This is a genomic window from Streptococcus sp. 27098_8_76 (assembly GCF_041432315.1).
Classification (GTDB): Bacteria; Bacillota; Bacilli; order Lactobacillales; family Streptococcaceae; genus Streptococcus.
In genome coordinates, this window is the sequence record NZ_JAPVZI010000001.1 from 77,152 (window position 1) to 101,402 (window position 24,251).

The 24,251-nt window shown below is 40.9% G+C and carries 26 protein-coding genes and 1 other annotated feature; of the genes, 25 read left to right on the forward strand and 1 reads right to left on the reverse strand.

What is annotated here, in order from left to right; all coding sequences use genetic code 11:
* Positions 1 to 189: 189 nt before the first annotated feature.
* The 9 genes from O3636_RS00390 (at position 190) to O3636_RS00430 (ending at position 7,694) form a co-directional block, all read left to right on the forward strand.
* Positions 190 to 777 (forward strand): ATP-binding cassette domain-containing protein, encoded by a 588-nt coding sequence (locus O3636_RS00390; protein ID WP_261023883.1) that lies wholly within the window; start codon positions 190 to 192, stop codon positions 775 to 777.
* Positions 778 to 780: 3 nt separating this feature from the next.
* Positions 781 to 1,965: a hypothetical protein gene (locus O3636_RS00395; RefSeq protein WP_371641351.1), complete on the forward strand. Its 1,185-nt coding sequence runs from the start codon at positions 781 to 783 to the stop codon at positions 1,963 to 1,965.
* 160 nt (positions 1,966 to 2,125) lie between these two features.
* Positions 2,126 to 2,257: a sequence feature (ribosomal protein L20 leader region), on the forward strand.
* 15 nt (positions 2,258 to 2,272) lie between these two features.
* Positions 2,273 to 2,803, forward strand: a complete 531-nt coding sequence (gene infC / locus O3636_RS00400; protein WP_000848180.1) for a translation initiation factor IF-3 — start codon at positions 2,273 to 2,275, stop codon at positions 2,801 to 2,803.
* 32 nt (positions 2,804 to 2,835) lie between these two features.
* Positions 2,836 to 3,036 (forward strand): 50S ribosomal protein L35, encoded by a 201-nt coding sequence (gene rpmI, locus O3636_RS00405; protein WP_001125943.1) that lies wholly within the window; start codon positions 2,836 to 2,838, stop codon positions 3,034 to 3,036.
* A gap of 51 nt (positions 3,037 to 3,087) precedes the next feature.
* A complete protein-coding gene (rplT, locus tag O3636_RS00410) occupies positions 3,088 to 3,447 on the forward strand; it encodes a 50S ribosomal protein L20 (protein ID WP_000124834.1) in 360 nt (119 codons plus the stop codon).
* Positions 3,448 to 3,505: 58 nt separating this feature from the next.
* A complete protein-coding gene (locus O3636_RS00415; protein WP_219966553.1) occupies positions 3,506 to 3,886 on the forward strand; it encodes a VOC family protein in 381 nt (126 codons plus the stop codon).
* A 248-nt stretch (positions 3,887 to 4,134) separates the two neighbouring features.
* Positions 4,135 to 4,935 (forward strand): dihydroorotate dehydrogenase electron transfer subunit, encoded by an 801-nt coding sequence (locus O3636_RS00420; RefSeq protein ID WP_125452192.1) that lies wholly within the window; start codon positions 4,135 to 4,137, stop codon positions 4,933 to 4,935.
* On the forward strand, positions 4,898 to 5,884 hold the full coding sequence (locus O3636_RS00425; RefSeq protein WP_261023885.1) for a dihydroorotate dehydrogenase: 987 nt from the start codon (positions 4,898 to 4,900) through the stop codon (positions 5,882 to 5,884). The genes O3636_RS00420 and O3636_RS00425 overlap by 38 nt, the downstream gene beginning before the upstream one ends.
* A gap of 97 nt (positions 5,885 to 5,981) precedes the next feature.
* The gene (locus O3636_RS00430) at positions 5,982 to 7,694 is read left to right on the forward strand and encodes a glucosaminidase domain-containing protein (RefSeq protein WP_371641352.1); all 1,713 of its coding nucleotides are present in this window, start codon (positions 5,982 to 5,984) and stop codon (positions 7,692 to 7,694) included.
* A gap of 206 nt (positions 7,695 to 7,900) precedes the next feature.
* On the opposite strand, the gene pavA is transcribed toward O3636_RS00430, so the two are convergent.
* The gene (gene pavA / locus O3636_RS00435; RefSeq protein ID WP_371641353.1) at positions 7,901 to 9,556 is read right to left on the reverse strand and encodes an Rqc2 family fibronectin-binding protein PavA; all 1,656 of its coding nucleotides are present in this window, start codon (positions 9,554 to 9,556) and stop codon (positions 7,901 to 7,903) included.
* A gap of 104 nt (positions 9,557 to 9,660) precedes the next feature.
* Between pavA and ybeY the strand changes: the two genes are divergently transcribed.
* From ybeY to ftsW, 16 genes are all read left to right on the forward strand, one after another.
* Positions 9,661 to 10,158 carry an rRNA maturation RNase YbeY gene (gene ybeY / locus O3636_RS00440; protein WP_000275156.1) on the forward strand — a complete coding sequence of 166 codons (498 nt, stop codon included), beginning with the start codon at positions 9,661 to 9,663 and terminating at the stop codon, positions 10,156 to 10,158.
* A complete protein-coding gene (locus tag O3636_RS00445; protein WP_000378157.1) occupies positions 10,139 to 10,534 on the forward strand; it encodes a diacylglycerol kinase family protein in 396 nt (131 codons plus the stop codon). Before ybeY ends, O3636_RS00445 begins: the two co-directional genes overlap by 20 nt.
* A 16-nt stretch (positions 10,535 to 10,550) precedes the next feature.
* Complete coding sequence (gene era / locus O3636_RS00450) at positions 10,551 to 11,450, forward strand: GTPase Era (protein ID WP_000143264.1); 900 nt, start codon at positions 10,551 to 10,553, stop codon at positions 11,448 to 11,450.
* A gap of 48 nt (positions 11,451 to 11,498) precedes the next feature.
* The gene (gene mutM / locus O3636_RS00455; RefSeq protein WP_173212339.1) at positions 11,499 to 12,323 is read left to right on the forward strand and encodes a DNA-formamidopyrimidine glycosylase; all 825 of its coding nucleotides are present in this window, start codon (positions 11,499 to 11,501) and stop codon (positions 12,321 to 12,323) included.
* Positions 12,323 to 12,928 (forward strand): dephospho-CoA kinase, encoded by a 606-nt coding sequence (gene coaE, locus O3636_RS00460; protein WP_138704456.1) that lies wholly within the window; start codon positions 12,323 to 12,325, stop codon positions 12,926 to 12,928. Before mutM ends, coaE begins: the two co-directional genes overlap by 1 nt.
* On the forward strand, positions 12,915 to 14,114 hold the full coding sequence (locus O3636_RS00465; RefSeq protein WP_173212341.1) for a multidrug efflux MFS transporter: 1,200 nt from the start codon (positions 12,915 to 12,917) through the stop codon (positions 14,112 to 14,114). Before coaE ends, O3636_RS00465 begins: the two co-directional genes overlap by 14 nt.
* Positions 14,114 to 14,263, forward strand: a complete 150-nt coding sequence (gene rpmG / locus O3636_RS00470) for a 50S ribosomal protein L33 (RefSeq protein ID WP_001809104.1) — start codon at positions 14,114 to 14,116, stop codon at positions 14,261 to 14,263. The genes O3636_RS00465 and rpmG overlap by 1 nt, the downstream gene beginning before the upstream one ends.
* Positions 14,264 to 14,302: 39 nt before the next feature.
* On the forward strand, positions 14,303 to 14,536 hold the full coding sequence (secG, locus tag O3636_RS00475; protein ID WP_000282517.1) for a preprotein translocase subunit SecG: 234 nt from the start codon (positions 14,303 to 14,305) through the stop codon (positions 14,534 to 14,536).
* Positions 14,537 to 14,637: 101 nt separating this feature from the next.
* Entirely contained in the window at positions 14,638 to 16,992 is a 2,355-nt protein-coding gene (rnr, locus tag O3636_RS00480) for a ribonuclease R (RefSeq protein WP_371641354.1), read from the forward strand.
* Positions 16,955 to 17,422 carry an SsrA-binding protein SmpB gene (gene smpB / locus O3636_RS00485; RefSeq protein ID WP_001051750.1) on the forward strand — a complete coding sequence of 156 codons (468 nt, stop codon included), beginning with the start codon at positions 16,955 to 16,957 and terminating at the stop codon, positions 17,420 to 17,422. The genes rnr and smpB overlap by 38 nt, the downstream gene beginning before the upstream one ends.
* 14 nt (positions 17,423 to 17,436) lie before the next feature.
* Positions 17,437 to 18,297, forward strand: a complete 861-nt coding sequence (tehB, locus tag O3636_RS00490) for an SAM-dependent methyltransferase TehB (protein ID WP_371641355.1) — start codon at positions 17,437 to 17,439, stop codon at positions 18,295 to 18,297.
* Positions 18,298 to 18,369: 72 nt separating this feature from the next.
* Positions 18,370 to 19,323, forward strand: coding sequence for a competence protein CoiA (locus O3636_RS00495; protein WP_371641356.1), 954 nt, complete (start codon positions 18,370 to 18,372; stop codon positions 19,321 to 19,323).
* A gap of 18 nt (positions 19,324 to 19,341) precedes the next feature.
* Positions 19,342 to 21,144: an oligoendopeptidase F gene (gene pepF / locus O3636_RS00500; RefSeq protein WP_371641357.1), complete on the forward strand. Its 1,803-nt coding sequence runs from the start codon at positions 19,342 to 19,344 to the stop codon at positions 21,142 to 21,144.
* Position 21,145: 1 nt separating this feature from the next.
* A complete protein-coding gene (locus O3636_RS00505) occupies positions 21,146 to 21,859 on the forward strand; it encodes an O-methyltransferase (RefSeq protein ID WP_371641358.1) in 714 nt (237 codons plus the stop codon).
* A 66-nt stretch (positions 21,860 to 21,925) separates the two neighbouring features.
* Positions 21,926 to 22,864: a peptidylprolyl isomerase PrsA gene (prsA, locus tag O3636_RS00510; RefSeq protein ID WP_371641359.1), complete on the forward strand. Its 939-nt coding sequence runs from the start codon at positions 21,926 to 21,928 to the stop codon at positions 22,862 to 22,864.
* A gap of 161 nt (positions 22,865 to 23,025) precedes the next feature.
* Positions 23,026 to 24,249, forward strand: coding sequence for a cell division peptidoglycan polymerase FtsW (ftsW, locus tag O3636_RS00515; protein WP_371641360.1), 1,224 nt, complete (start codon positions 23,026 to 23,028; stop codon positions 24,247 to 24,249).
* The last annotated feature ends 2 nt before the right edge of the window (positions 24,250 to 24,251 follow it).

The window sequence follows — 24,251 nt, forward strand, 5'->3', positions numbered from 1 at the left end:
GAATACCTACTATAAGTATAGTATGAATTGCTAGAGATATAACTATATTAATCCCCTGTTATGGTATCGTTATGACAGCTATTCTGAATATAAAATTGGTTCTGGTTGGAATTACAATCGTTATGAGGTAATAAACTACTCCAGCGGATGCTATTAATCCTTAAAGAGTGATAAAAAGGAGGGCTAGATATGTTGCATCTTACTCATGTGACCTTAAAAACGCGACAAGTCATCTTACAAGATGTTGATTTTACATTTGAAAAGGGTAGGATTTATGGTATTCTTGCTATAAATGGCTCTGGAAAGACGACACTATTCCGCGCCATTAGCAATTTAATTCCTATAAGTAGCGGAAATATTGCAGCCCCTCCTTCTTTATTTTATTATGAAAGCGTTGAATGGCTGGATGGAAACTTAAGTGGGATGGACTACCTTCGTCTTATCAAAAACATCTGGAAGTCAGGTCTGAACTTGGGGGATGAAATTGCCTATTGGGAAATGTCGGACTATGTCAGACTTCCCATTCGCAAGTATTCCTTAGGCATGAAGCAACGCTTGGTGATTGCCATGTATTTCCTTAGTCAGGCGAAATGCTGGCTCATGGATGAGATTACAAATGGCTTAGATGAGTATTATCGTCAGAAGTTTTTTGATAGGCTAGCACAAATCGATAGACAAGAACAGCTGGTTCTTTTAAGTTCCCACTATAAGGAAGAGTTGCTTGATGTCTGCGATAGAGTAGTAACCATTCATCAGGGGCAAATAGAAGAGGTTTAGTTTATGAAAGATGTTAGTCTATTTTTATTAAAAAAAATTTTCAAAAGTCGCTTAAACTGGATTATCTTAGCTTTATTTGTATCTGGACTCGGTGTTACCTTTTATTTTAATAGTCAGACTGCAAACTCCGTCAGCTTGGAGAGCGAGTTGGAAACCCGTCTTGTAAAAGATGAGAGAGTCATCAATGAATATGAAGAGGAACTCTCCCAAATTTCTGATACCAACTCGGAGGAATACCAGATTGCTAAAATTAATTTAGAATCGCAAAAAAATCTTTTGACTCAAAAGAAAGAAATTCTGGATTTGTTAAAAGAAGGACGCTGGAAAGAAGCCTACTATTTGCAGTGGCAAGATGAAGAGAAGAATTATGAAATGATATCAAATAACCCGACTATTAGCTCTGACTTTAAAATGGCGGTTGACCGCCAACGAAAGATTTACCAAGCCCTGTATCCCTTGAACATAAAAGCACATACTTTGGAGTTTCCGACCCACGGGATTGATCAGATTGTCTGGATTTTAGAGGCTATCATCCCAAGCTTGTTTGTGATTGCGATTATTTTTATGCTAACGCAACTATTTGCAGAAAGATATCAAAATCATCTGGACACTGCTCAATTATATCCTTTTTCAAAAGTGACATTTGCCATGTCCTCTCTTGGAGTTGGAGTGGGCTATGTAAGTGTGCTGTTTATCGGAATCAGCGGATTTTCTTTTCTAGTGGGAAGTCTGATAAGTGGTTTTGGACAGTTAGATTATCCCTACCCGATTTATAGCTTAGTGAATCAAGAGGTAACTATTGGAAAGATACAAGATGTGTTATTTCCTGGCTTGTTCTTAGATTTCTTAGCCTTTATCGTCATTGTGGAAGTAGTGTACTTGATTACTTACTTTTTCAAGCAAAAAATGCCTGTCCTCTTTCTTTCACTCATTGGGATTGTTGGCTTATTGTTTGGCATCCAAACAATTCAGCCTCTTCAAAGGATTGCACATCTGATTCCCTTTACTTACTTACGTTCAGTGGAGATTTTATCTGGAGGATTACCTAAGCAAATTGATAATGTCAATCTGAATTGGGACATGGGGCTAGTTTTACTTCCTTGCCTGATCATCCTTTTGTTAGTGGGGATTCTATTTATCGAAAGATGGGGAAGTTCACGTAAAAAGGAATTTTTTAATAGATCTTAGCTTTCCTATAGGGAAAATAAGTAAAAACTAACATAGAGAGGGAATCAACTTGATTCTCTCTTTTTGATTCGAAAACCAAGCCAAAATACAAACACAAACTTTTCAAAAAAATAACTTTTTATCTTGACAAGGGCTAGAAAACTTGGTATCATATAAAAGTTGAGAAAAGCAGAAGTGAGAGCTTCTCGCCTTGTGACATTAAGTTGCCTGGCCCTACGGATGAAAAGTTTCTAAGAAACGCTATCATAACGTGCGGGCTTGTATATTTACGAGTCCGCTATTGTTTTTCTCTAATAAAACAAAAGAGGTGAAAACCATAGCAAAGCAAGACTTATTCATCAATGATGAGATTCGTGTACGTGAAGTTCGCTTGATTGGTCTTGAAGGAGAACAGCTAGGCATCAAGCCACTCAGTGAAGCGCAAGCTTTGGCTGATAACGCTAATGTTGACCTAGTATTGATTCAACCCCAAGCCAAACCGCCTGTTGCAAAAATTATGGACTACGGTAAGTTCAAATTTGAGTACCAGAAGAAGCAAAAAGAACAACGTAAAAAACAAAGTGTTGTTACTGTGAAAGAAGTTCGTCTAAGTCCAACGATTGACAAGGGTGACTTTGATACAAAACTTCGCAATGCACGCAAATTCCTTGAAAAAGGAAATAAAGTTAAGGTATCTATTCGCTTTAAGGGTCGTATGATTACCCATAAAGAGATTGGTGCAAAAGTTTTAGCCGAGTTTGCTGAAGCAACTCAAGATATTGCCATCATCGAACAACGTGCTAAAATGGATGGACGTCAAATGTTCATGCAATTGGCGCCAGCGACTGACAAAAAATAATTGTCAGAAAGTTAAATAAAGGAGAAAAAATCATGCCAAAACAAAAAACACACCGCGCATCAGCTAAACGTTTCAAACGTACAGGTTCTGGTGGACTTAAACGTTTCCGTGCTTACACTTCTCACCGTTTCCACGGAAAAACTAAGAAACAACGTCGTCATCTTCGTAAAGCATCTATGGTGCATTCAGGAGATTACAAACGTATCAAAGCAATGCTTACTCGCTTGAAATAATAGCTTGACTGTAAGTAAACAATTCTAGGAAATATTTGGAGGAAATAAAACATGGCACGTGTTAAAGGTGGCGTTGTATCACGCAAACGTCGTAAACGTATTCTTAAATTAGCAAAAGGTTACTATGGAGCTAAACACATCTTGTTCCGTACTGCAAAAGAACAAGTAATGAACTCTTACTACTATGCATACCGTGACCGTCGTCAGAAAAAACGTGACTTCCGCAAATTGTGGATCACTCGTATCAATGCGGCAGCTCGTATGAACGGACTTTCATACTCACAATTGATGCATGGTTTGAAATTGGCTGAGATCGAAGTTAACCGTAAAATGCTTGCTGACTTGGCTGTTAACGATGCAGCAGCTTTCACAGCTCTTGCAGATGCAGCTAAAGCAAAACTTGGTAAATAATAACTGATAAGACTGGAACAGGATTGTCCCAGTCTTTTTAAAAATAAAGGAGAAAAATATGGCTTCAAAAATGCTACATACTTGCTTGCGAGTAGAAAATCTTGAAAAATCAATTGCATTTTATCAAGATGCTTTTGGTTTTAAAGAATTGCGTCGCAGAGATTTTCCAGACCATGCCTTCACGATTGTCTATCTAGGACTTGAGGGTGACGACTATGAGTTGGAGTTGACTTATAACTATAATCACGGCCCTTATGTGGTTGGAGATGGCTTTGCCCATATTGCCCTCAGTACACCTGATCTTGAGGCACTTCATCAAGAGCATAGTGCAAAAGGATATGAAGTGACTGAGCCAAATGGTCTACCAGGAACTGCACCTAACTATTACTTTGTCAAAGACCCTGATGGCTACAAGGTCGAAGTCATTCGTGAAAAATAATCTCGTCAAGTCAAGTAGAATGTTCGTTTTCTACTTGACTTTTTTTAGCTGAAAGAGTATACTAGTAAAAATTTAACCTTTAAGGGGAGTCCAGAGAGACTCACAAGGTGTCAGATAAAAGAATAGTGCAATTTTTTAGAGGAGACTTTTTGAGTGTGCTCTCTTGTCTTGTACGATTTTAACTGAGGCCTTGCAATCGCAAGGCCTTTTCTTTATCTGGTCCCCTTAAAATTTAAGGAGGAAAAGTCATGAATCCCACATGTAAGAAACGTTTGGGTGCTATTCGCTTGGAAACCATGAAGGTGGTTGCACAGGAGGAAATTGCGCCAGCAATCTTTGAATTAGTCCTAGAGGGGGAAATGGTTGAAGCCATGCGAGCAGGCCAATTTCTTCATCTGCGTGTGCCTGATGACGCCCATCTTTTGCGTCGCCCTATTTCAATTTCGTCTATCGATAAGTTTAAGAAGCAGTGTCATCTCATTTATCGGATTGAGGGAGCTGGGACAGCTATTTTCTCAACCTTAAGTCAGGGAGATACTCTTGATGTGATGGGGCCTCAGGGGAATGGTTTTGACTTGTCTGACCTTGATGAGCAGAGCCAGGTTCTCCTTGTTGGTGGTGGGATTGGTGTTCCGCCCTTGCTTGAAGTGGCCAAGGAATTGCATGCGCGTGGTGTGAAAGTAGTGACTGTCCTCGGTTTTGCGAACAAGGATGCTGTTATTTTAGAGACGGAATTGGCCCAATATGGTCAAGTCTTTGTAACGACAGATGATGGTTCTTATGGTATCAAGGGAAATGTTTCCGTTGTTATTAAGGATTTAGACAATCAATTTGATGCTGTTTACTCATGTGGGGCGCCTGGAATGATGAAGTATATCAATCAAACCTTTTATGACCACCCAAGAGCCTATCTATCTCTGGAATCTCGTATGGCTTGTGGGATGGGAGCTTGCTACGCTTGTGTCCTAAAAGTACCAGAAAGCGAGACGGTCAGCCAACGCGTCTGTGAAGATGGGCCTGTTTTCCGAACAGGAACAGTTGTATTATAAGGAGAAAATCATGACTAGAAATCGTTTACAAGTTTCTCTACCAGGCTTGGATTTGAAAAATCCGATTATTCCAGCATCAGGCTGTTTTGGTTTTGGACAAGAGTATGCCAAGTACTATGATTTAGACCTTTTAGGTTCTATTATGATCAAGGCGACAACCCTTGAAGCCCGTTTTGGCAATCCAACTCCTAGAGTTGCTGAGACACCTGCTGGCATGCTCAATGCAATTGGCTTACAAAATCCTGGTTTGGAAGTTGTTTTGGCTGAAAAGTTACCTTGGCTGGAAAGAGAATATCCAAATCTTCCTATTATTGCCAATGTAGCTGGTTTTTCAAAACAAGAGTATGCAGCTGTTTCTAGTGGTATTTCTAAGGCAGCTAATGTGAAGGCTATTGAGCTCAATATTTCTTGCCCCAATGTAGATCACTGTAATCACGGACTTTTGATAGGTCAAGATCCTGATCTGGCTTATGATGTGGTGAAAGCAGCTGTGGAAGCCTCTGATGTACCAGTTTATGTCAAACTAACCCCTAGTGTGACAGATATTGTCACCGTCGCAAAAGCAGCAGAAGATGCGGGAGCAAGTGGATTAACCATGATCAATACTCTGGTTGGAATGCGTTTTGACCTCAAAACCAGAAAACCAATCTTGGCCAATGGAACAGGTGGAATGTCTGGTCCAGCAGTATTTCCAGTAGCCCTCAAACTCATTCGCCAAGTAGCCCAAACAACAGACCTGCCTATCATTGGAATGGGGGGAGTGGATTCGGCTGAAACTGCACTAGAAATGTATCTGGCGGGAGCATCTGCTATTGGAGTTGGAACAGCCAACTTTACCAATCCATATGCCTGTCCTGATATCATCGAAAATTTACCAAAAGTCATGGACAAATACGGCATCAGCAGTCTAGAAAATCTCCGCAAGGAAGTAAAAGAGTCTCTGAGGTAAACTGCAATCAATCTGTTCTTGATTTTTTATCAGTTTGTAATGTTTATTATAGAGAATTTTGATACAATAAAATAGAAAGAACAGAGGAAGAAAGTTTATGAAGAAATTGAGATTTGTTTTTTTAGCTCTGCTATTTTTCTTAGCCAGACCAGAGAGTGCAATGGCTAGTGATGGTACTTGGCAAGGAAAACAATACCTGAAAGCAGATGGCAGTCAAGCAGCCAATGAGTGGGTTTTTGATTCTCATTATCAATCTTGGTTTTATATAAAAGCAGATGCCAACTATGCTGAAAATGAATGGCTGAAACAAGGTGACGACTATTTTTACCTCAAATCAGGTGGCTATATGGCCAAGTCAGAATGGATAGAAGACAAGGGAGTCCTCTATTATCTTGACCAAGATGGAAAGATGAAAAGAAATGCTTGGCTAGGTGCTTCCTATGTTGGTGCAACAGGTGCCAAGGTAATAGAAGATTGGGTATATGATTCTCGATACGATGCTTGGTTTTATATCAAAGCAGATGGCCAGCATGCAGAGAAAGAATGGCTCCAAATAAAGGGGAAGGACTATTATTTTAAATCTGGTGGTTATCTACTGACAAGTCAGTGGATTGAACAGACTTATGTGAGTGCTAGTGGTGCCAAAGTACAGCAAGGTTGGCTTTTTGACAAACAATATCAATCTTGGTTTTACATCAAAGAAAATGGAAAACATGCTGAGAAAGAATGGATTTTCGAAAATGGTCACTATTATTATCTAAAATCCGGTGGCTATATGGCAGCCAATGAATGGATTTGGGATAAGGAGTCATGGTTTTACCTCAAATCTGATGGGAAAATGACTGAGAAAGAATGGCTATACGATTCTAAAAGTCAAGCCTGGTACTACTTCAAATCTGGTGGCTACATGGCGAAAAATGAGACTGTAGATGGTTATCAGCTTGGAAGCGACGGTAAATGGCTTGGAGAAAAAGCTACAAATGAAAATGCTGCTTATTATCAAGTAGTACCTGTCACAGCAAATGTCTATAATGCAGATGGTGAAAAGCTCTCCTATATATCGCAAGGTAGTGTCGTCTGGCTAGATAAGGATAGAAAAAGTGATGACAAGCACCTGGCTATTACTATTTCTGGTTTGTCAGGCTATATGAAAACAGAAGATTTACAAACACTAGATTCTAGCAAGGATTTTATCCCTTATTATGAGAGCGATGGGTATCGTTTTTATCACTATGTGGCTCAGAATGCTAGTATCCCAGTAGCTTCTCATCTTTCTGATATGGAAGTAGGCAAGAAATATTATTCGGCAGATGGGCTGCATTTTGATGGTTTTAACCTTGAAAATCCCTTCCTTTTCAAAGATTTGACAGATGCTACAAACTATAGTGCTGAAGACTTGGATAAGGTATTTAGTTTGTTAAATATTAATAATAGCCTCCTGGAAAATAAGGGAGCTACCTTTAAGGAAGCCGAAGAACATTACCATATCAATGCCCTCTATCTCCTTGCTCATAGTGCCTTAGAAAGCGACTGGGGACGTAGCAAGATTGCCAAAGATAAGAATAATTTCTTTGGAATTACAGCCTATGATACGACCCCTTACCTTTCTGCCAAGACATTTGATGATGTGGATAAAGGTATTTTAGGAGCAACAAAGTGGATTAAGGAAAATTATATCGATAGGGGTAGAACTTTCCTTGGAAATAAGGCATCTGGTATGAATGTGGAATATGCCTCAGACCCTTATTGGGGCGAAAAAATTGCTAGTGTAATGATGAAAATTAATGAAAAACTAGGTGGCAAAGATTAGGCCTATAATTGGATATGATTTGAGTATAATACTCAATGAAAATTAAAGAGCAAACTAGGAAACTAGCCGCAGGTTGCTCAAAACAGTGTTTTGAGGTTGTAGATAAGACTGACGAAGTCAGTCACATATATACGGCAAGGCGACGTTGACACGGTTTGAAGAGATTTTCGAAGAGTATAAGCTAAAAATCCTGATTTCAAGTCGAATCAGGATTTTTTCATAGATGCGATTTTTTCTGGATCTGGTGTGACACGGAGGGTCTTTTGTCCTGTGTAGGTGACAAAGCCAGGTTTTCCACCAGTTGGTTTGTTGAGTTTCTTGACTTCAATCATATCCACCTGAACCAGATTTGACAGGCGACCTTGAGAGAAGTAGGCGGCCAACTCTGCTGCGTCTGTCTTGACTTCGTCAGATGGGTCAAGGTTGCCTGAGATAACAACGTGACTTCCAGGAATGTCCTTGGCATGGAACCAAAGTTCCTCCTTGCGGGCCATTTTAAAGGTAAGCTCCTCATTTTGCAGATTATTGCGGCCGACATAGATGATGGTTTTGCCATCGCTTGCTAGATATTGTTCTGGTTTTTTGCGTTTCTGGATTTTCTCCCGTTGTCTTCTGCGGATAAAACCTGTTTGAATCAATTCTTCACGGATTTCAGCGATTTCTTCCAGTCCAGCTTGGTTGAGGACGGTTTCTACACTTTCCAAATAGAGAATAGTTGCCTTGGTTTCCTCAATCAGATCAGTCAAGTATTTGACAGCTTCTTTTAATTTCTGATACCGTTTAAAGTAGCGTTGGGCATTCTGGTTGGGAGTCAGAGCCTTATCAAGAGCAATCGTGATAGGTTGGTTGGTGTAGTAGTTGTCTAGGATAACTTGGTCTTGGTCATTAGGCACTTGGTGGAGGAAGGTTGTCAGCAATTCTCCTTTTTGGCGAAATTCTTCAGCGTTGTCTGTCGCCAGTAACTCTTTTTCTTGTTTTTTAAGCTTATGACGATTTTTTTGAAGTTCATTTTCAACACGACGAATGAGTTCACTGGCTTGCTGTTTGACACGGTCTCGCTCAGCCTTATCCTTGTAGTAGGTGTCCAACAAATCAGAAAGACTGGCAAAAGGCTCTCCCACCTGATTGGCAAAAGGAACTGGACTGAAGGAAGTCTCAGTCAAGCATGGCTGGGTTTCTTGACTGAAAAAGTCACGGAAAGTAGATAGTTTATCGGTAATAAGAATGTTTTCCAATTCATTTGCTGTATCACGTCCCAGACCTTGAAAGAGGTTTTGAAGGTTTTTAGCTGTCGTTTCCTGAGTTTGCAGGATTTCAAAGAGTTTCTCGTTCTTGATCGTAAAAGGATTGGGAGATTCCGTACTTGGCGGAGCGATATAGGTCGATCCAGGAAGCAAGGTACGGTAGCTATTTTGTGAAAAGCCGACGTGTTTAATAACTTCGAGGATTTTATGACTACTTTTATCAACCAGTAGAATGTTACTGTGTTTACCCATGATTTCGATAATCAAGGTAGCCTGAATATGGTCTCCAATCTCGTTTTTATTGGAAACTGTAATTTCCACAATGCGGTCATTTTCAATCTGCTCGATCGACTCAATCAGAGCCCCCTGCAAATACTTTCTCAAAACCATGATAAAGGTGGAAGGTTGGGCTGGATTTTCAAAAGTCGTTTGGGTCAGCTGAATGCGTCCAAAAACTGGATGGGCAGAAAGGAGCAGACGATGGCTTTGGCGATTGCTGCGGATTTGCAAGACCAATTCTTGTTCAAAAGGCTGATTGATTTTCTGGATGCGACCGTTCACTAACTCTCTTTGCAATTCCTCAACCATGTGGTGTAAAAAAAATCCGTCAAATGACATCGTTCTCTCCTTGTGATTGTATTCCATAGTATTATATCAAAAAGGTAGAATAAAATCATGGAAATGTGGTATAATAAAGCCAAGTAAAGAGAAACGAGAAGCACATGTATATTGAAATGGTAGATGAAACTGGTCAAGTTTCAAAAGAAATGTTGCAACAAACCCAAGAAATTTTGGAATTTGCAGCCCAAAAATTAGGTAAAGAAGACAAGGAGATGGCAGTTACTTTTGTGACCAACGAGCGTAGCCATGAACTCAATTTGGAGTACCGTGACACAGACCGTCCGACAGACGTCATCAGCCTTGAGTATAAGCCAGAGTTGGAAATTGCCTTTGACGAAGAGGATTTGCTTGAAAATCCAGAATTGGCAGAGATGATGTCTGAGTTTGATGCCTATATTGGAGAACTGTTCATCTCTATTGATAAGGCTCATGAGCAGGCTGAGGAATATGGTCACAGCTTTGAGCGTGAGATGGGCTTCTTGGCAGTACACGGCTTTTTACATATCAATGGCTATGATCACTATACTCCGGAAGAAGAAGCGGAGATGTTCGGTTTACAAGAAGAAATTTTGACAGCCTATGGACTCACAAGACAATAAACGAAAATGGAAAAATCGTGACCTGATATCCAGTTTAGAATTTGCCATCACAGGAATTTTTACTGCTATCAAGGAAGAACGCAATATGCGAAAACATGCAGTAACGGCTCTTGTAGTCATTCTTGCAGGTTTTGTTTTTCAGGTGTCACGAATCGAATGGCTCTTTCTCCTATTGAGCATTTTCTTGGTAGTAGCCTTTGAAATTATCAACTCTGCTATCGAAAATGTAGTAGATTTGGCCAGCCACTATCACTTTTCCATGCTAGCTAAAAATGCCAAGGATATGGCAGCTGGCGCGGTATTAGTGGTCTCTCTTTTCGCAGCCTTAACAGGCGCATTGATTTTTCTCCCACGAATCTGGGATTTATTATTTTAAACAGTAAGAGGAAATTATGACTTTTAAATCAGGCTTTGTAGCCATTTTAGGACGTCCCAACGTTGGGAAGTCAACCTTTTTAAATCACGTTATGGGGCAAAAGATTGCCATCATGAGTGACAAGGCGCAGACAACGCGCAACAAAATCATGGGAATTTACACGACTGATAAGGAACAAATCGTCTTTATCGACACACCAGGGATTCACAAACCTAAAACGGCTCTTGGAGATTTCATGGTCGAATCTGCCTATAGCACCCTTCGTGAAGTGGATACCGTTCTCTTCATGGTGCCTGCTGATGAAGCGCGTGGTAAGGGGGACGATATGATTATCGAGCGTCTCAAGGCTGCCAAGGTTCCTGTGATTTTGGTGGTGAATAAGATCGATAAGGTTCACCCAGACCAGCTTTTATCTCAGATCGATGATTTCCGTAACCAAATGGACTTTAAGGAAATTGTGCCCATTTCAGCCCTTCAGGGAAATAACGTCTCTCGTCTAGTGGATATTTTGAGTGAAAATTTGGACGAAGGTTTCCAGTATTTCCCGTCTGATCAAATCACAGACCATCCAGAGCGCTTCTTGGTTTCAGAAATGGTTCGCGAGAAAGTCTTGCACCTAACTCGTGAAGAGATTCCGCACTCTGTCGCAGTAGTTGTTGATTCTATGAAACGAGATGAAGAGACAGACAAGGTTCACATCCGTGCAACCATCATGGTCGAGCGTGATAGTCAGAAAGGGATCATCATCGGTAAAGGTGGCGCTATGCTTAAGAAAATCGGTAGCATGGCCCGTCGTGATATTGAACTCATGCTAGGAGACAAGGTCTTCCTAGAAACCTGGGTCAAGGTCAAGAAAAACTGGCGCGATAAAAAGCTAGATTTGGCTGACTTTGGCTATAATGAAAAAGAATACTAAGTAGAGGTGGGCTCATGCCTGCTTCTTGTTTTTACAGAAGGAGGACTTATGCCTGAATTACCTGAGGTTGAAACCGTTCGTCGTGGCTTAGAAAAATTGATTTTGGGAAAGAAGATTTCGAGTGTAGAAATTCGCTATCCCAAGATGATTAAGACGGATTTGGACGAGTTTCGAAAGGAAGTGCCTGGTCAAGTTGTTGAGTCAATGGGACGTCGTGGCAAATATTTGATTTTCTACCTGACAGACAAGGTCTTGATTTCCCATTTGCGGATGGAGGGCAAGTATTTTTACTATCCAGACCAAGTACCTGAACGCAAACATGCCCATATTTTCTTCCAGTTTGAGGACGGTGGCACGCTTGTTTATGAGGATGTACGCAAGTTTGGGACTATGGAACTGCTTGCACCAGACCTTTTGGAAGCTTATTTTATTTCTAAAAAATTAGGGCCTGAACCAAGCGAACAAGAATTTGATTTGCAGGTCTTTCAAGCTGCTCTATCCAAATCTAAAAAGCCTATCAAATCCCACCTTTTAGACCAGACCTTGGTAGCTGGCCTTGGAAATATCTATGTGGATGAGGTTCTCTGGCGAGCTCAGGTTCATCCAGCAAGACCTTCCCAGACTTTGACAGCAGAAGAAGCGACTGCCATTCATGACCAGACCATTGCTGTTTTGGGACAGGCTGTTGAAAAAGGTGGTTCCACCATTCGGACCTATACCAATGCCTTTGGGGAAGATGGAACCATGCAGGATTTTCATCAGGTCTATGATAAGGCTGGTCAAGAATGTTCACGTTGTGCCACCATCATTGAGAAAATCCAACTAGGCGGACGAGGTACCCACTTTTGTCCAAACTGTCAAAGGAGGGACTGATGGGAAAAATCATCGGAATCACTGGGGGAATTGCCTCTGGTAAGTCAACTGTGACAAATTTTATAAGAAAGCAAGGATTTCAAGTAGTGGATGCCGACGCGGTTGTCCACCAACTACAGAGACTTGGTGGTCGTCTGTTTGAGGCTCTAGTCCAGCACTTTGGTCAAGAAATAATTCTAACAAACGGAGAACTCAATCGCCCTCTCCTAGCTAGTCTTATCTTTTCAAATCCTGAGGAACGGGAATGGTCTAGGGTAACTCAAGGAGAGATTATCCGTGAGGAACTAGCTACATTAAGAGACCAATTGGCTCAGACAGAAGAGATTTTCTTCATGGATATTCCCCTACTTTTTGAGCAGGACTACGTCTCTTGGTTTGATGAGACTTGGTTGGTCTATGTAGACCGAGATGTCCAAGTAGAACGTCTAATGAAAAGGGACCACTTGTCCAAAGATGAAGCTGAGTCGCGTCTGGCAGCTCAGTGGCCTTTAGAGAAAAAGAAAGATTTGGCCAGCCATGTTTTAAACAACAATGGAAATCAGGACCAGCTTCTTACTCAGGTGTTCTCCCTGCTTGAGGGAGGTAAGCAAGATGACAGAGATTAACTGGAAGGATAATCTGCGCATTGCCTGGTTTGGTAATTTTCTGACTGGAGCCAGTATTTCTTTGGTTGTGCCTTTTATGCCCATCTTTGTGGAAAATCTAGGTGTAGGAAGTGAGCAAGTCGCTTTTTATGCAGGTTTAGCTATTTCTGTCTCTGCTATTTCCGCAGCACTCTTTTCTCCTATCTGGGGTATTCTTGCTGATAAATACGGTCGAAAACCCATGATGATTCGTGCTGGTCTGGCCATGACCATTACTATGGGAGGCTTAGCCTTTGTGCCAAATATTTATTGGTTAATCTTTCTTCGTTTACTGAATGGTGTATTTGCGGGTTTTGTTCCCAATGCAACGGCCTTGATAGCCAGTCAGGTTCCCAAGGAGAAATCAGGCTCTGCCTTAGGTACTTTGTCTACAGGCGTAGTTGCAGGTACTCTAACTGGTCCCTTTATCGGGGGATTTATTGCAGAATTATTTGGCATTCGTACTGTTTTCTTACTGGTTGGTAGTTTTCTACTTTTAGCTGCTGTTTTGACTATTTTCTTTATCAAGGAAGATTTTAAACCAGTAGCCAAGGAAAAGGCTATTCCAACAAAGGAATTGTTTACCTCAGTTAAATATCCCTATCTTTTGGTCAACCTCTTTCTGACCAGTTTTGTCATCCAATTTTCAGCCCAATCAATCGGCCCTATCTTAGCTCTGTATGTACGCGACTTAGGCCAGACAGAGAATCTTCTTTTTGTCTCTGGTTTGATTGTGTCCAGTATGGGCTTTTCCAGTATGATGAGTGCAGGAGTCATGGGAAAGCTAGGTGACAAGGTGGGCAACCATCGTCTCTTGGTTGTAGCTCAGTTTTATTCAGTTATCATCTATCTCCTCTGTGCCAATGCCTCTAGTCCGCTTCAACTAGGACTCTATCGATTCCTCTTTGGCTTGGGAACCGGTGCGCTGATACCTGGGGTCAATGCCCTTCTCAGCAAGATGACGCCCAAAGCTGGTATTTCGAGGGTCTTTGCCTTTAATCAGGTATTCTTTTATCTGGGAGGTGTCGTTGGGCCTATGGCAGGTTCTGCAGTAGCAGGTCAATTTGGCTACCATGCAGTCTTTTATGCGACAAGCCTTTGTGTTGCCTTTAGTTGTCTCTTTAACCTGCTTCAATTTCGAACATTATTAAAAGTAAAGGAAATCTAGTGCGAGTAAAAATTAATCTCAAATGCTCCTCTTGTGGCAGTATCAATTACCTAACCAGTAAAAATTCAAAAACCCATCCAGACAAGATCGAGGTTTTAAAGTATTGTCCCAAAGAAAGAAAAGTAACCCTACATCTTGAATCTAAGTAGATTTTATGGTAAAATAATAAGGATTTTAAGGAGTTTGATATGTATAACCTATTATTAACCATTTTATTAGTATTATCTGTTGTGATTGTGATTGCGATTTTCATGCAACCAACCAAAAACCAATCCAGCAATGTATTTGATGCCAGCTCAGGTGATTTGTTTGAACGCAGTAAAGCTCGCGGTTTTGAAGCTGTAATGCAGCGTTTGACAGGGATTTTAGTCTTTTTCTGGCTAGCCATTGCCTTAGCATTGACGGTATTATCAAGTAGATAAGAAAATAATGGGCAGGACTAGGTCTTTGCCTCTTTTTATTTTTAAAGGATGTTTGAGAAGGTTTTACAGTAAAAGAAAATTAAAAAATCTAGAAAGAAAATATGAAAGATAGAATAAAAGAATATTTACAAGACAAGGGAAAGGTGACTGTTAATGATTTGGCTCAGGCTTTGGGAAAAGACAGTTCCAAGGATTTTCGTGAGTTGATTAAAACCTTGTCCTTAATGGAAAGAAAGCACCAAATTCGTTTTGAAGAAGATGGTAGTCTGACCTTGGAAGCCAAGAAAAAACATGAGATTACCCTCAAGGGGATTTTTCATGCCCATAAAAATGGCTTTGGCTTTGTTAGTCTGGAAGGCGAGGAGGACGACCTTTTTGTAGGAAAAAACGATGTCAACTATGCTATTGATGGTGATACCGTTGAGGTCGTCATCAAGAAAGTCGCTGACCGCAATAAGGGAACAGCAGCAGAAGCCAAAATTATCGATATCTTAGAACACAGCCTGACAACAGTTGTCGGCCAAATCGTTCTAGATCAGGAAAAGCCCAAGTATGCTGGCTACATCCGTTCGAAAAATCAGAAAATCAGTCAACCGATTTATGTTAAGAAACCAGCTCTAAAACTAGAAGGAACAGAAGTTCTCAAGGTCTTTATCGATAAATACCCAAGCAAGAAACATGATTTCTTTGTCGCGAGTGTCCTCGATGTGGTGGGGCATTCGACGGATGTCGGAATTGATGTCCTTGAGGTTTTGGAATCAATGGACATTGTCTCAGAATTTCCAGAAGCCGTTGTCAAGGAAGCAGAAAGTGTGCCGGATGCTCCGTCTCAAAAGGATATGGAAGGCCGTCTGGATCTAAGAGATGAGATTACCTTTACCATTGACGGTGCGGATGCCAAGGACTTGGACGATGCGGTGCATATCAAAGCATTGAAAAATGGCAATCTGGAACTTGGAGTTCACATCGCAGATGTTTCCTACTATGTGACCGAGGGGTCTGCCCTTGATAAGGAAGCCCTTAATCGTGCGACTTCTGTTTATGTGACAGACCGCGTGGTGCCAATGCTTCCAGAACGACTATCTAATGGAATTTGCTCCCTCAATCCTCAAGTTGACCGTCTGACCCAGTCTGCCATTATGGAGATTGATAAACATGGTCGTGTGGTCAATTACACCATTACACAAACGGTTATCAAGACTAGCTTCAGGATGACCTATAGTGATGTCAATGATATCTTAGCAGGTGACGAGGAGAAGAGACAAGAGTATCAGAAAATTGTTCCAAGTATCGAACTTATGGCCAAGCTCCATGAAATTTTAGAAAACATGCGTGCGAAACGTGGAGCCCTCAATTTCGATACCAATGAAGCCAAGATTTTAGTGGATAAGCAAGGTAAGCCTGTTGATATCGTTCTTCGTCAGCGTGGTGTTGCCGAGCGCATGATTGAGTCCTTTATGCTGATGGCCAACGAAACAGTTGCCGAGCATTTCAGCAAGCTGGAGCTACCTTTCATTTATCGTATCCATGAGGAGCCTAAGGCTGAAAAGGTTCAGAAGTTTATTGATTATGCTTCAAGTTTTGGCTTGAGAATTTATGGGACTGCCAGTGAGATTAGCCAGGAGGCTCTCCAAGACATCATGCGTACTGTTGAGGGAGAGCCTTATGCGGATGTCTTGTCCATGATGCTTCTCCGTTCCATGCAGCAGGCTCGCTATTCAGAGCACAATCACGGTCACTATGGTCTAGCGGCTGATTATTACACTCACTTCACCAGTCCAATTCGCCGTTATCCAGACCTCCTAGTCCACCGTATGATTCGAGACTATGGGCGTTCCAAGGAAATAGCCGAGCATTTTGAACAAGTGATTCCAGAGATTGCGACCCAGTCTTCCAACCGTGAGCGTCGTGCCATCGAGGCTGAGCGTGAAGTCGAAGCCATGAAAAAGGCTGAGTACATGGAAGAATACGTAGGTGAAGAGTACGATGCAGTTGTCTCCAGCATAGTCAAATTTGGTCTCTTTGTTGAATTGCCAAACACAGTTGAGGGCTTGATTCACATCACAAATTTACCTGAATTTTATCATTTCAATGAGCGTGATTTGACCCTTCGTGGGGAGAAATCGGGTACAACCTTCCGTGTAGGACAGCAGATTCGCATTCGGGTTGAAAGAGCTGACAAGATGACGGGGGAAATTGATTTCTCTTACATTCCAAGTGAATTTGATGTGATTGAAAAAGGCTTGAAACAGTCTAGTCGTAGTGACAGAGGGCGTGGTTCAAGTCGTCATTCAGATAAGAAGGAAGATAAGAGAAAATCAGGACGCTCAAATGATAAGCGCAAGCATTCGTCAAAAGATAAGAAGAAAAAGGGTAAGAAACCTTTTTATAAGGAAGTAGCTAAGAAAGGAGCCAAGCATGGCAAAGGGCGAGGGAAAGGTCGTCGCACAAAATAAAAAGGCGCGTCATGACTATACAATCGTAGATACGCTAGAGGCAGGGATGGTCCTGACTGGAACTGAAATCAAGAGTGTACGAGCAGCTCGAATCAATCTCAAGGATGGCTTTGCCCAAGTAAAAAATGGAGAAGTCTGGCTGAGTAATGTTCATATCGCTCCTTACGAAGAGGGCAATATTTGGAATCAGGAACCAGAACGCCGTCGTAAACTCCTGCTTCATAAGAAACAAATTCAAAAATTGGAACAAGAGACTAAAGGGACAGGAATGACGCTGGTTCCCCTAAAAGTCTATATCAAAGATGGCTATGCCAAGCTCCTTTTAGGCCTAGCTAAAGGAAAGCATGACTATGACAAACGGGAGTCTATCAAGCGACGGGAGCAAAATCGCGACATCGCGCGTGTTATGAAAGCTGTCAACCAGCGATAAAAAGAGGAATGAAAATGGAAAAACTAGTTGCCTATAAACGCATGCCACTGTGGACTAAAGAGACCATGCCAGAGGCGGTTCAGCAGAAACACAATACCAAGGTCGGAACTTGGGGTAAGATCACAGTTGTAAAAGGAGCCCTCAAGTTTATTGAATTGACCGAAGAAGGAGAAGTTCTAGCTGAACACCTCTTTGAAGCAGGAGCAGACAATCCAATGGCGCAACCGCAAGCCTGGCACCGAGTGGAGGCTGCTACAGACGATGTGGAATGGTATTTGGAATTTTATTGTAAACCTGAGGATTATTTTCCTAAGAAATACAATACCAATCCTGTTCATTCAGAGGTCCTAGAGGCAATGCAGACAGTAAAACCAGGGAAAGCCTTGGATTTGGGCTGTGGTCAGGGGCGCAATTCTCTTTTTCTAGCCCAGCAAGGTTTTGATGTGACAGCTGTGGATCAAAATGAACTGGCTCTTGAAATCTTGCAAAGCATTGTGGAGCAAGAAGACCTGGACATGCCAGTTGGTCTTTATGATATCAATTCAGCCAGCATTGGACAAGAATATGATTTTATCGTATCGACGGTGGTGCTGATGTTTCTACAAGCGGACCGCATTCCAGCTATTATCCGAAACATGCAGGAGCACACCAAGGTAGGTGGCTACAACCTTATCGTCTGTGCCATGGACACGGAGGATTATCCTTGCTCAGTGAACTTCCCATTCACATTTAAAGAGGGAGAATTGGCTGAATACTACAAGGATTGGGAGTTGGTCAAGTACAATGAAAATCCTGGTCATCTTCACCGTCGCGATGAGAATGGCAATCGCATTCAACTACGCTTTGCGACCATGCTAGCTAAGAAAATCAAGTAAACATACATGAAGATTAGGAATTTTCCTGATCTTTTTTCTTTTTTTCGAATAATATAGAAAAGGAGGGAAATCATGTTTGTTGCGAGAGATGCTAGGGGAGAATTGGTAAATGTGTTAGAGGATAAACTTGAGAAGCAGGCATACACCTGCCCAGCTTGTGGAGGTCAGCTCCGTTTGCGTCAAGGACCAAGTGTCCGGACCCATTTTGCCCACAAAACCTTAAAAGACTGTGATTTTTCCTCTGAAAATGAAAGTCCAGAACACCTAGAAAATAAAAAATCACTTTATCACTGGTTGAAAAGAGATGCAGAGGTGCAATTAGAATCCCCTCTTCCAGAGCTTAAACAGATTGCGGATGTATTTGTAAATGGCAATCTAGCTCTAGAAGTTCAGTGTAGTCCCTTGACTCAAAAGGTTCTTAAAGAGCGAAGTGAGGGCTATCGTAGTCATGGTTACCAAGTACTGTGGTTGCTGGGTCAAAAACTGTGGATCAAAGACCGCTTAACCCGTCTGCAACAAGGTTTTCTCTATTTCAGTCAAAATATGGGCTTTTATGTTTGGGAATTAGACAGTGAAAAACAAGTTTTAAGACTCAAATACCTGATTTACCAAGACCTCCGTGGTAAACTCCATTATCAAATCAAGGAATTTCCCTATGGTCAAGGCAGTCTACTGGAGATATTGCGTCTTCCTTATAAGAAACAAAAAATCTCTCATTTTACAGTTTCTCAGGACAAGGACATCTGTCGCTATATTCAGCAACAACTCTATTATCAAAATCCTTTTTGGATGAAAGAACAAGCCGAAGCCTATCAGAAGGGAGAAAATATCCTGACTTATGGGCTAAAAGAATGGTATCCACAAATTCGACCACTAGTGGGCAAATTTTTCCAGATTGAACAAGACTTGACCAGCTATTATCAGTATTTTCAAACCTATTATCAAGAAAATCCTCAAAATGATTGGCAAAAGCTTTATCCACCAGCCTTTTATCAGCAATATTTCTTAAAAAATATGGTAGAATAGAAAGGATGGAGGAATCTAATGGTATTACAAAGACATGAAATAAATGAAAAAGATACATGGGATCTATCAACGATTTACCCAACTGACCAGGCTTGGGAAGAAGCCTTAAAAGAGTTAACAGAAAAATTGGAGACAGTAGCCCAGTATGAAGGCCATCTCTTGGATAGTGCGGATAGCCTACTCGAAATTACTGAATTTTCTCTTGACATGGAACGCCAGATGGAGAAGCTTTACGTTTATGCTCATATGAAAAATGACCAGGACACACGTGAAGCCAAGTATCAAGAGTACTACGCCAAGGCAATGACTCTTTATAGCCAACTAGACCAAGCCTTTTCATTCTATGAGCCTGAATTTATGGAAATTAGTGAAAAGCAGTATGCTGACTTTTTAGAGGCTCAACCAAAATTGCAGGTTTATCAACACTATTTTGATAAACTTTTACAAGGAAAAGACCACGTTTTATCACAACGTGAAGAAGAATTATTGGCTGGAGCTGGAGAAATCTTTGGTTCGGCAAGTGAAACCTTCGCTATCTTGGACAATGCGGATATTGTGTTCCCTTATGTCCTCGATGATGATGGTAAGGAAGTTCAGCTATCTCATGGGACTTACACACGTTTGATGGAATCTAAAAATCGTGAGGTTCGTCGTGGTGCCTATCAAGCTCTTTATGCGACTTACGAACAATTCCAACATACCTATGCCAAAACCTTGCAAACCAATGTTAAGGTCCAAAACTACCGTGCCAAAGTTCGTAACTACAAGAGTGCTCGTCATGCAGCCCTAGCAGCGAATTTTGTTCCAGAAAGTGTTTATGACAATTTGGTAGCAGCAGTTCGCAAGCATTTGCCACTCTTGCATCGTTATCTTGAGCTTCGTTCAAAAATCTTGGGGATTTCAGACCTCAAGATGTACGATGTCTACACACCGCTTTCGTCTGTTGAATATAGTTTTACCTACCAAGAAGCCTTGAAAAAAGCAGAAGATGCCTTGTCAGTCTTGGGTGAGGATTACTTGAGCCGTGTTAAACGTGCCTTCAGCGAGCGTTGGATTGATGTTTACGAAAACCAAGGCAAGCGTTCAGGTGCCTACTCTGGGGGTTCTTACGATACCAATGCCTTTATGCTTCTAAACTGGCAGGACAATCTAGACAATCTATTTACCTTAGTCCATGAGACTGGTCACAGTATGCATTCTAGCTATACTCGTGAAACACAGCCTTATGTTTACGGAGATTACTCTATCTTCTTGGCTGAGATTGCTTCAACTACCAATGAAAATATCTTGACGGAGAAATTATTGGAAGAAGTGGAAGATGATGCAACGCGCTTTGCTATTCTTAATAACTTCCTAGACGGTTTCCGTGGAACAGTTTTCCGCCAAACTCAATTTGCTGAGTTTGAACACGCTATTCACCAAGCGGACCAAAATGGAGAAGTCTTGACAAGCGATTTCCTAAATAAACTCTACGCAGACTTGAACCAAGAGTATTATGGATTGAGCAAGGAAGACAATCCTGAAATCCAATACGAGTGGGCTCGCATTCCACACTTCTACTATAACTACTATGTATATCAATATTCAACAGGTTTTGCAGCTGCCTCAGCCTTGGCTGAAAAAATTGTTCATGGTAGTCAAGAAGACCGTGACCGCTATATCGACTACCTCAAGGCTGGTAAATCTGACTATCCACTTAATGTCATGAGAAAAGCTGGTGTTGATATGGAGAAGGAAGACTACCTCAACGATGCCTTTGCAGTCTTTGAACGTCGTTTAAATGAGTTTGAAGCCCTTGTTGAAAAATTGGGAATTGCATAAGATGGTTGAATCGTATAGTAAAAATGCCAACCATAACATGCGTCGTCCTGTCGTCAAAGAAGAAATTGTAGACTTGATGCGCCAGCGTCAAAAGCAAGTCACAGGTTCCTTGAAAGAATTGGAAGATTTTGCTCGCAAGGAAAATATTCCAATTATTCCCCATGAAACGGTTGCTTATTTCCGTTTTCTCATGGAAACCATGCAGCCTAAAAATATTCTGGAAATTGGGACGGCTATCGGTTTTTCAGCTCTCTTGATGGCGAAACATGCACCAAATGCCAAGATTACAACCATTGACCGCAATCCAGAAATGATTGGTTTTGCCAAGGAAAATTTGGCCAAGTTTGACAGTCGCAAGCAAATTACACTCCTAGAAGGAGATGCGGTAGATGTCTTATCTACCTTAACAGAGTCTTATGATTTTGTCTTTATGGATTCTGCCAAGTCTAAATACATCGTCTTTCTACCAGAAATCCTCAAACATTTGGAAGTTGGAGGTGTGGTTGTCTTGGATGATATTTTCCAAGGTGGTGATGTTGCCAAGGACATTATGGAAGTTCGTCGAGGTCAGCGAACTATCTATCGAGGTCTTCAAAGACTATTTGACGCAACCTTAGACAATCCAGGACTCACCGCAACATTAGTCCCTCTGGGGGATGGAATTCTTATGCTTCGTAAAAATGTAGCAGATGTTCAATTGCCTGACAGCAAATGATTTTCAGAAAAATTTAAGAAAATATAGTAAAATAGATAGGGTAACACTTATCTTAAAGGAGTAGACATGAAGAAAAAATTATTGGCAGGTGCCATTACACTATTATCAGTAGCAACTTTAGCAGCTTGTTCGAAAGGTTCAGAAGGGGCAGACCTTATCAGCATGAAAGGGGATGTCATTACAGAACATCAATTTTATGAGCAAGTGAAAAGCAACCCTTCAGCCCAACAAGTTTTGTTGAACTTGACCATCCAAAAAGTGTTTGAGAAACAATACGGTTCAGAAGTAGATGACAAAGAAGTCAATGACACGATTGCCGAAGAAGAAAAACAATATGGTGACAACTACCAACGTGTCTTGTCACAAGCAGGTATGACACTTGAAACACGTAAAGCTCAAATTCGTACAAGTAAATTAGTTGAGTTGGCAGTTAAAAAAGCAGCAGAAGCTGAATTGACAGATGATGCTTATAAGAAGGCCTTTGATGAATATACTCCAGATGTAACGGCTCAAATCATTCGTCTTGATAATGAAGATAAAGCCAAAGAAGTCCTCGAAAAAGCTAAGGCAAGTGGTGCAGACTTTGCTCAATTAGCCAAAGATAACTCAACTGATGAGAAAACCAAAGCGAACGGTGGTGAAATCACCTTTGATTCTGCTTCAACAGAAGTGCCAGAACAAGTTAAGAAAGCGGCATTTGCTCTAGATGTAAACGGCGTTTCTGATGTGATTACAGCCGCTGGTACACAAGCCTATAGCAGCCAATATTACATTGTAAAACTCACTAAGAAAACAGAAAAATCATCTAATCTTGATGACTATAAAGAAAAATTAAAAACTGTTATCTTGACTCAAAAACAAAATGATTCAACATTCGTTCAAAGTATTATCGGAAAAGAATTACAAGCAGCCAATATCAAGGTTAAAGATCAAGCCTTCCAAAATATCTTCACCCAATATATCGGTGGCGGAGATTCAAGCTCAAGTAATTCATCAAAAGAATAAAACAGAAAAGGGCCAAGTGCTCTTTTTCTTATGACAAAAATGGTCTATCTGATGGATAAGAGTTTTTTTCTTTCGGAAAAAATGGTATAATAGCAATCAAAACTAGAAAACAAACGGAATTTGGGAAGCAATTGTGTTGTTCTCATTAGATTGGTGATACTATGAAGATTAGTAAAAGGCACCTATTAAATTATTCTATTCTAGTTCCTTACTTACTTTTATCTATTCTGGGCTTGATTGTGGTTTATTCGACAACCAGTGCTATTTTAATTCAAGAAGGCCAAAGTGCATTGCAATTGGTCCGAAGTCAGGGACTGTTTTGGATATTTAGTTTGATACTGATTGCCTTGATATATAAGTTGAGACTGAATTTTTTAAGAAATGAACGTCTTTTATTTATTGTTATGTTTGTTGAGCTGATTCTATTGGCTTTGGCTCGTTTGATTGGTATTCCTGTCAATGGAGCCTATGGCTGGATTTCTGTAGGACCTTTGACCATTCAGCCAGCCGAATACTTGAAAATTATTATTATTTGGTATCTAGCAAATAAATTTTCCAAACAACAAGAGGATATAGCTATTTATGATTTTCAAGTTTTGACACAGAATCAGTGGCTTCCTCGTGCGTTTAATGACTGGCGTTTTGTTCTCTTGGTACTGATTGGGAGTCTTGCTATTTTCCCAGATTTGGGGAATGCTTCTATTTTAGCTTTGGTTGCCTTGATTATGTATACGATTAGTGGTATCGCTTATAGATGGTTTATTGCCTTTTTGGGAATTTTGGTGGGGATTTCAGCCCTATCCCTATCAGCTATCTCTATGATTGGGGTTGATAAATTTTCAAAAATTCCAGTATTTGGTTATGTGGCCAAGCGTTTCAGTGCCTACTTTAATCCCTTTGCCGATTTGGCAGGAGCAGGCCACCAACTCGCAAATTCCTACTTTGCTATGGTAAATGGTGGTTGGTTTGGTCTAGGTTTAGGAAATTCAATTGAAAAACGTGGCTATTTACCAGAGGCCCATACAGATTTTGTATTTTCAATTGTCATTGAAGAATTTGGATTTGTAGGAGCTGGCTTGATTTTAGCACTTGTCTTTTTCCTTATTTTACGAATCATCCTAGTCGGAATTCGTGCTAAGAATCCCTTTAATTCCATGATGGCGATTGGGGTTGGTGGGATGATGTTGGTCCAGGTCTTTGTCAATATCGGTGGAATTTCTGGAATTATTCCTTCGACAGGAGTAACCTTTCCTTTCTTATCGCAAGGAGGGAATAGTCTTCTGGTCTTGTCTGTAGCCATCGCCTTTGTCTTAAATATTGATGCAAGTGAAAAGCGTGCTCAATTGTATGAGGAGTTAGAAGCTCGCTCATCAAACTATATGTAGAG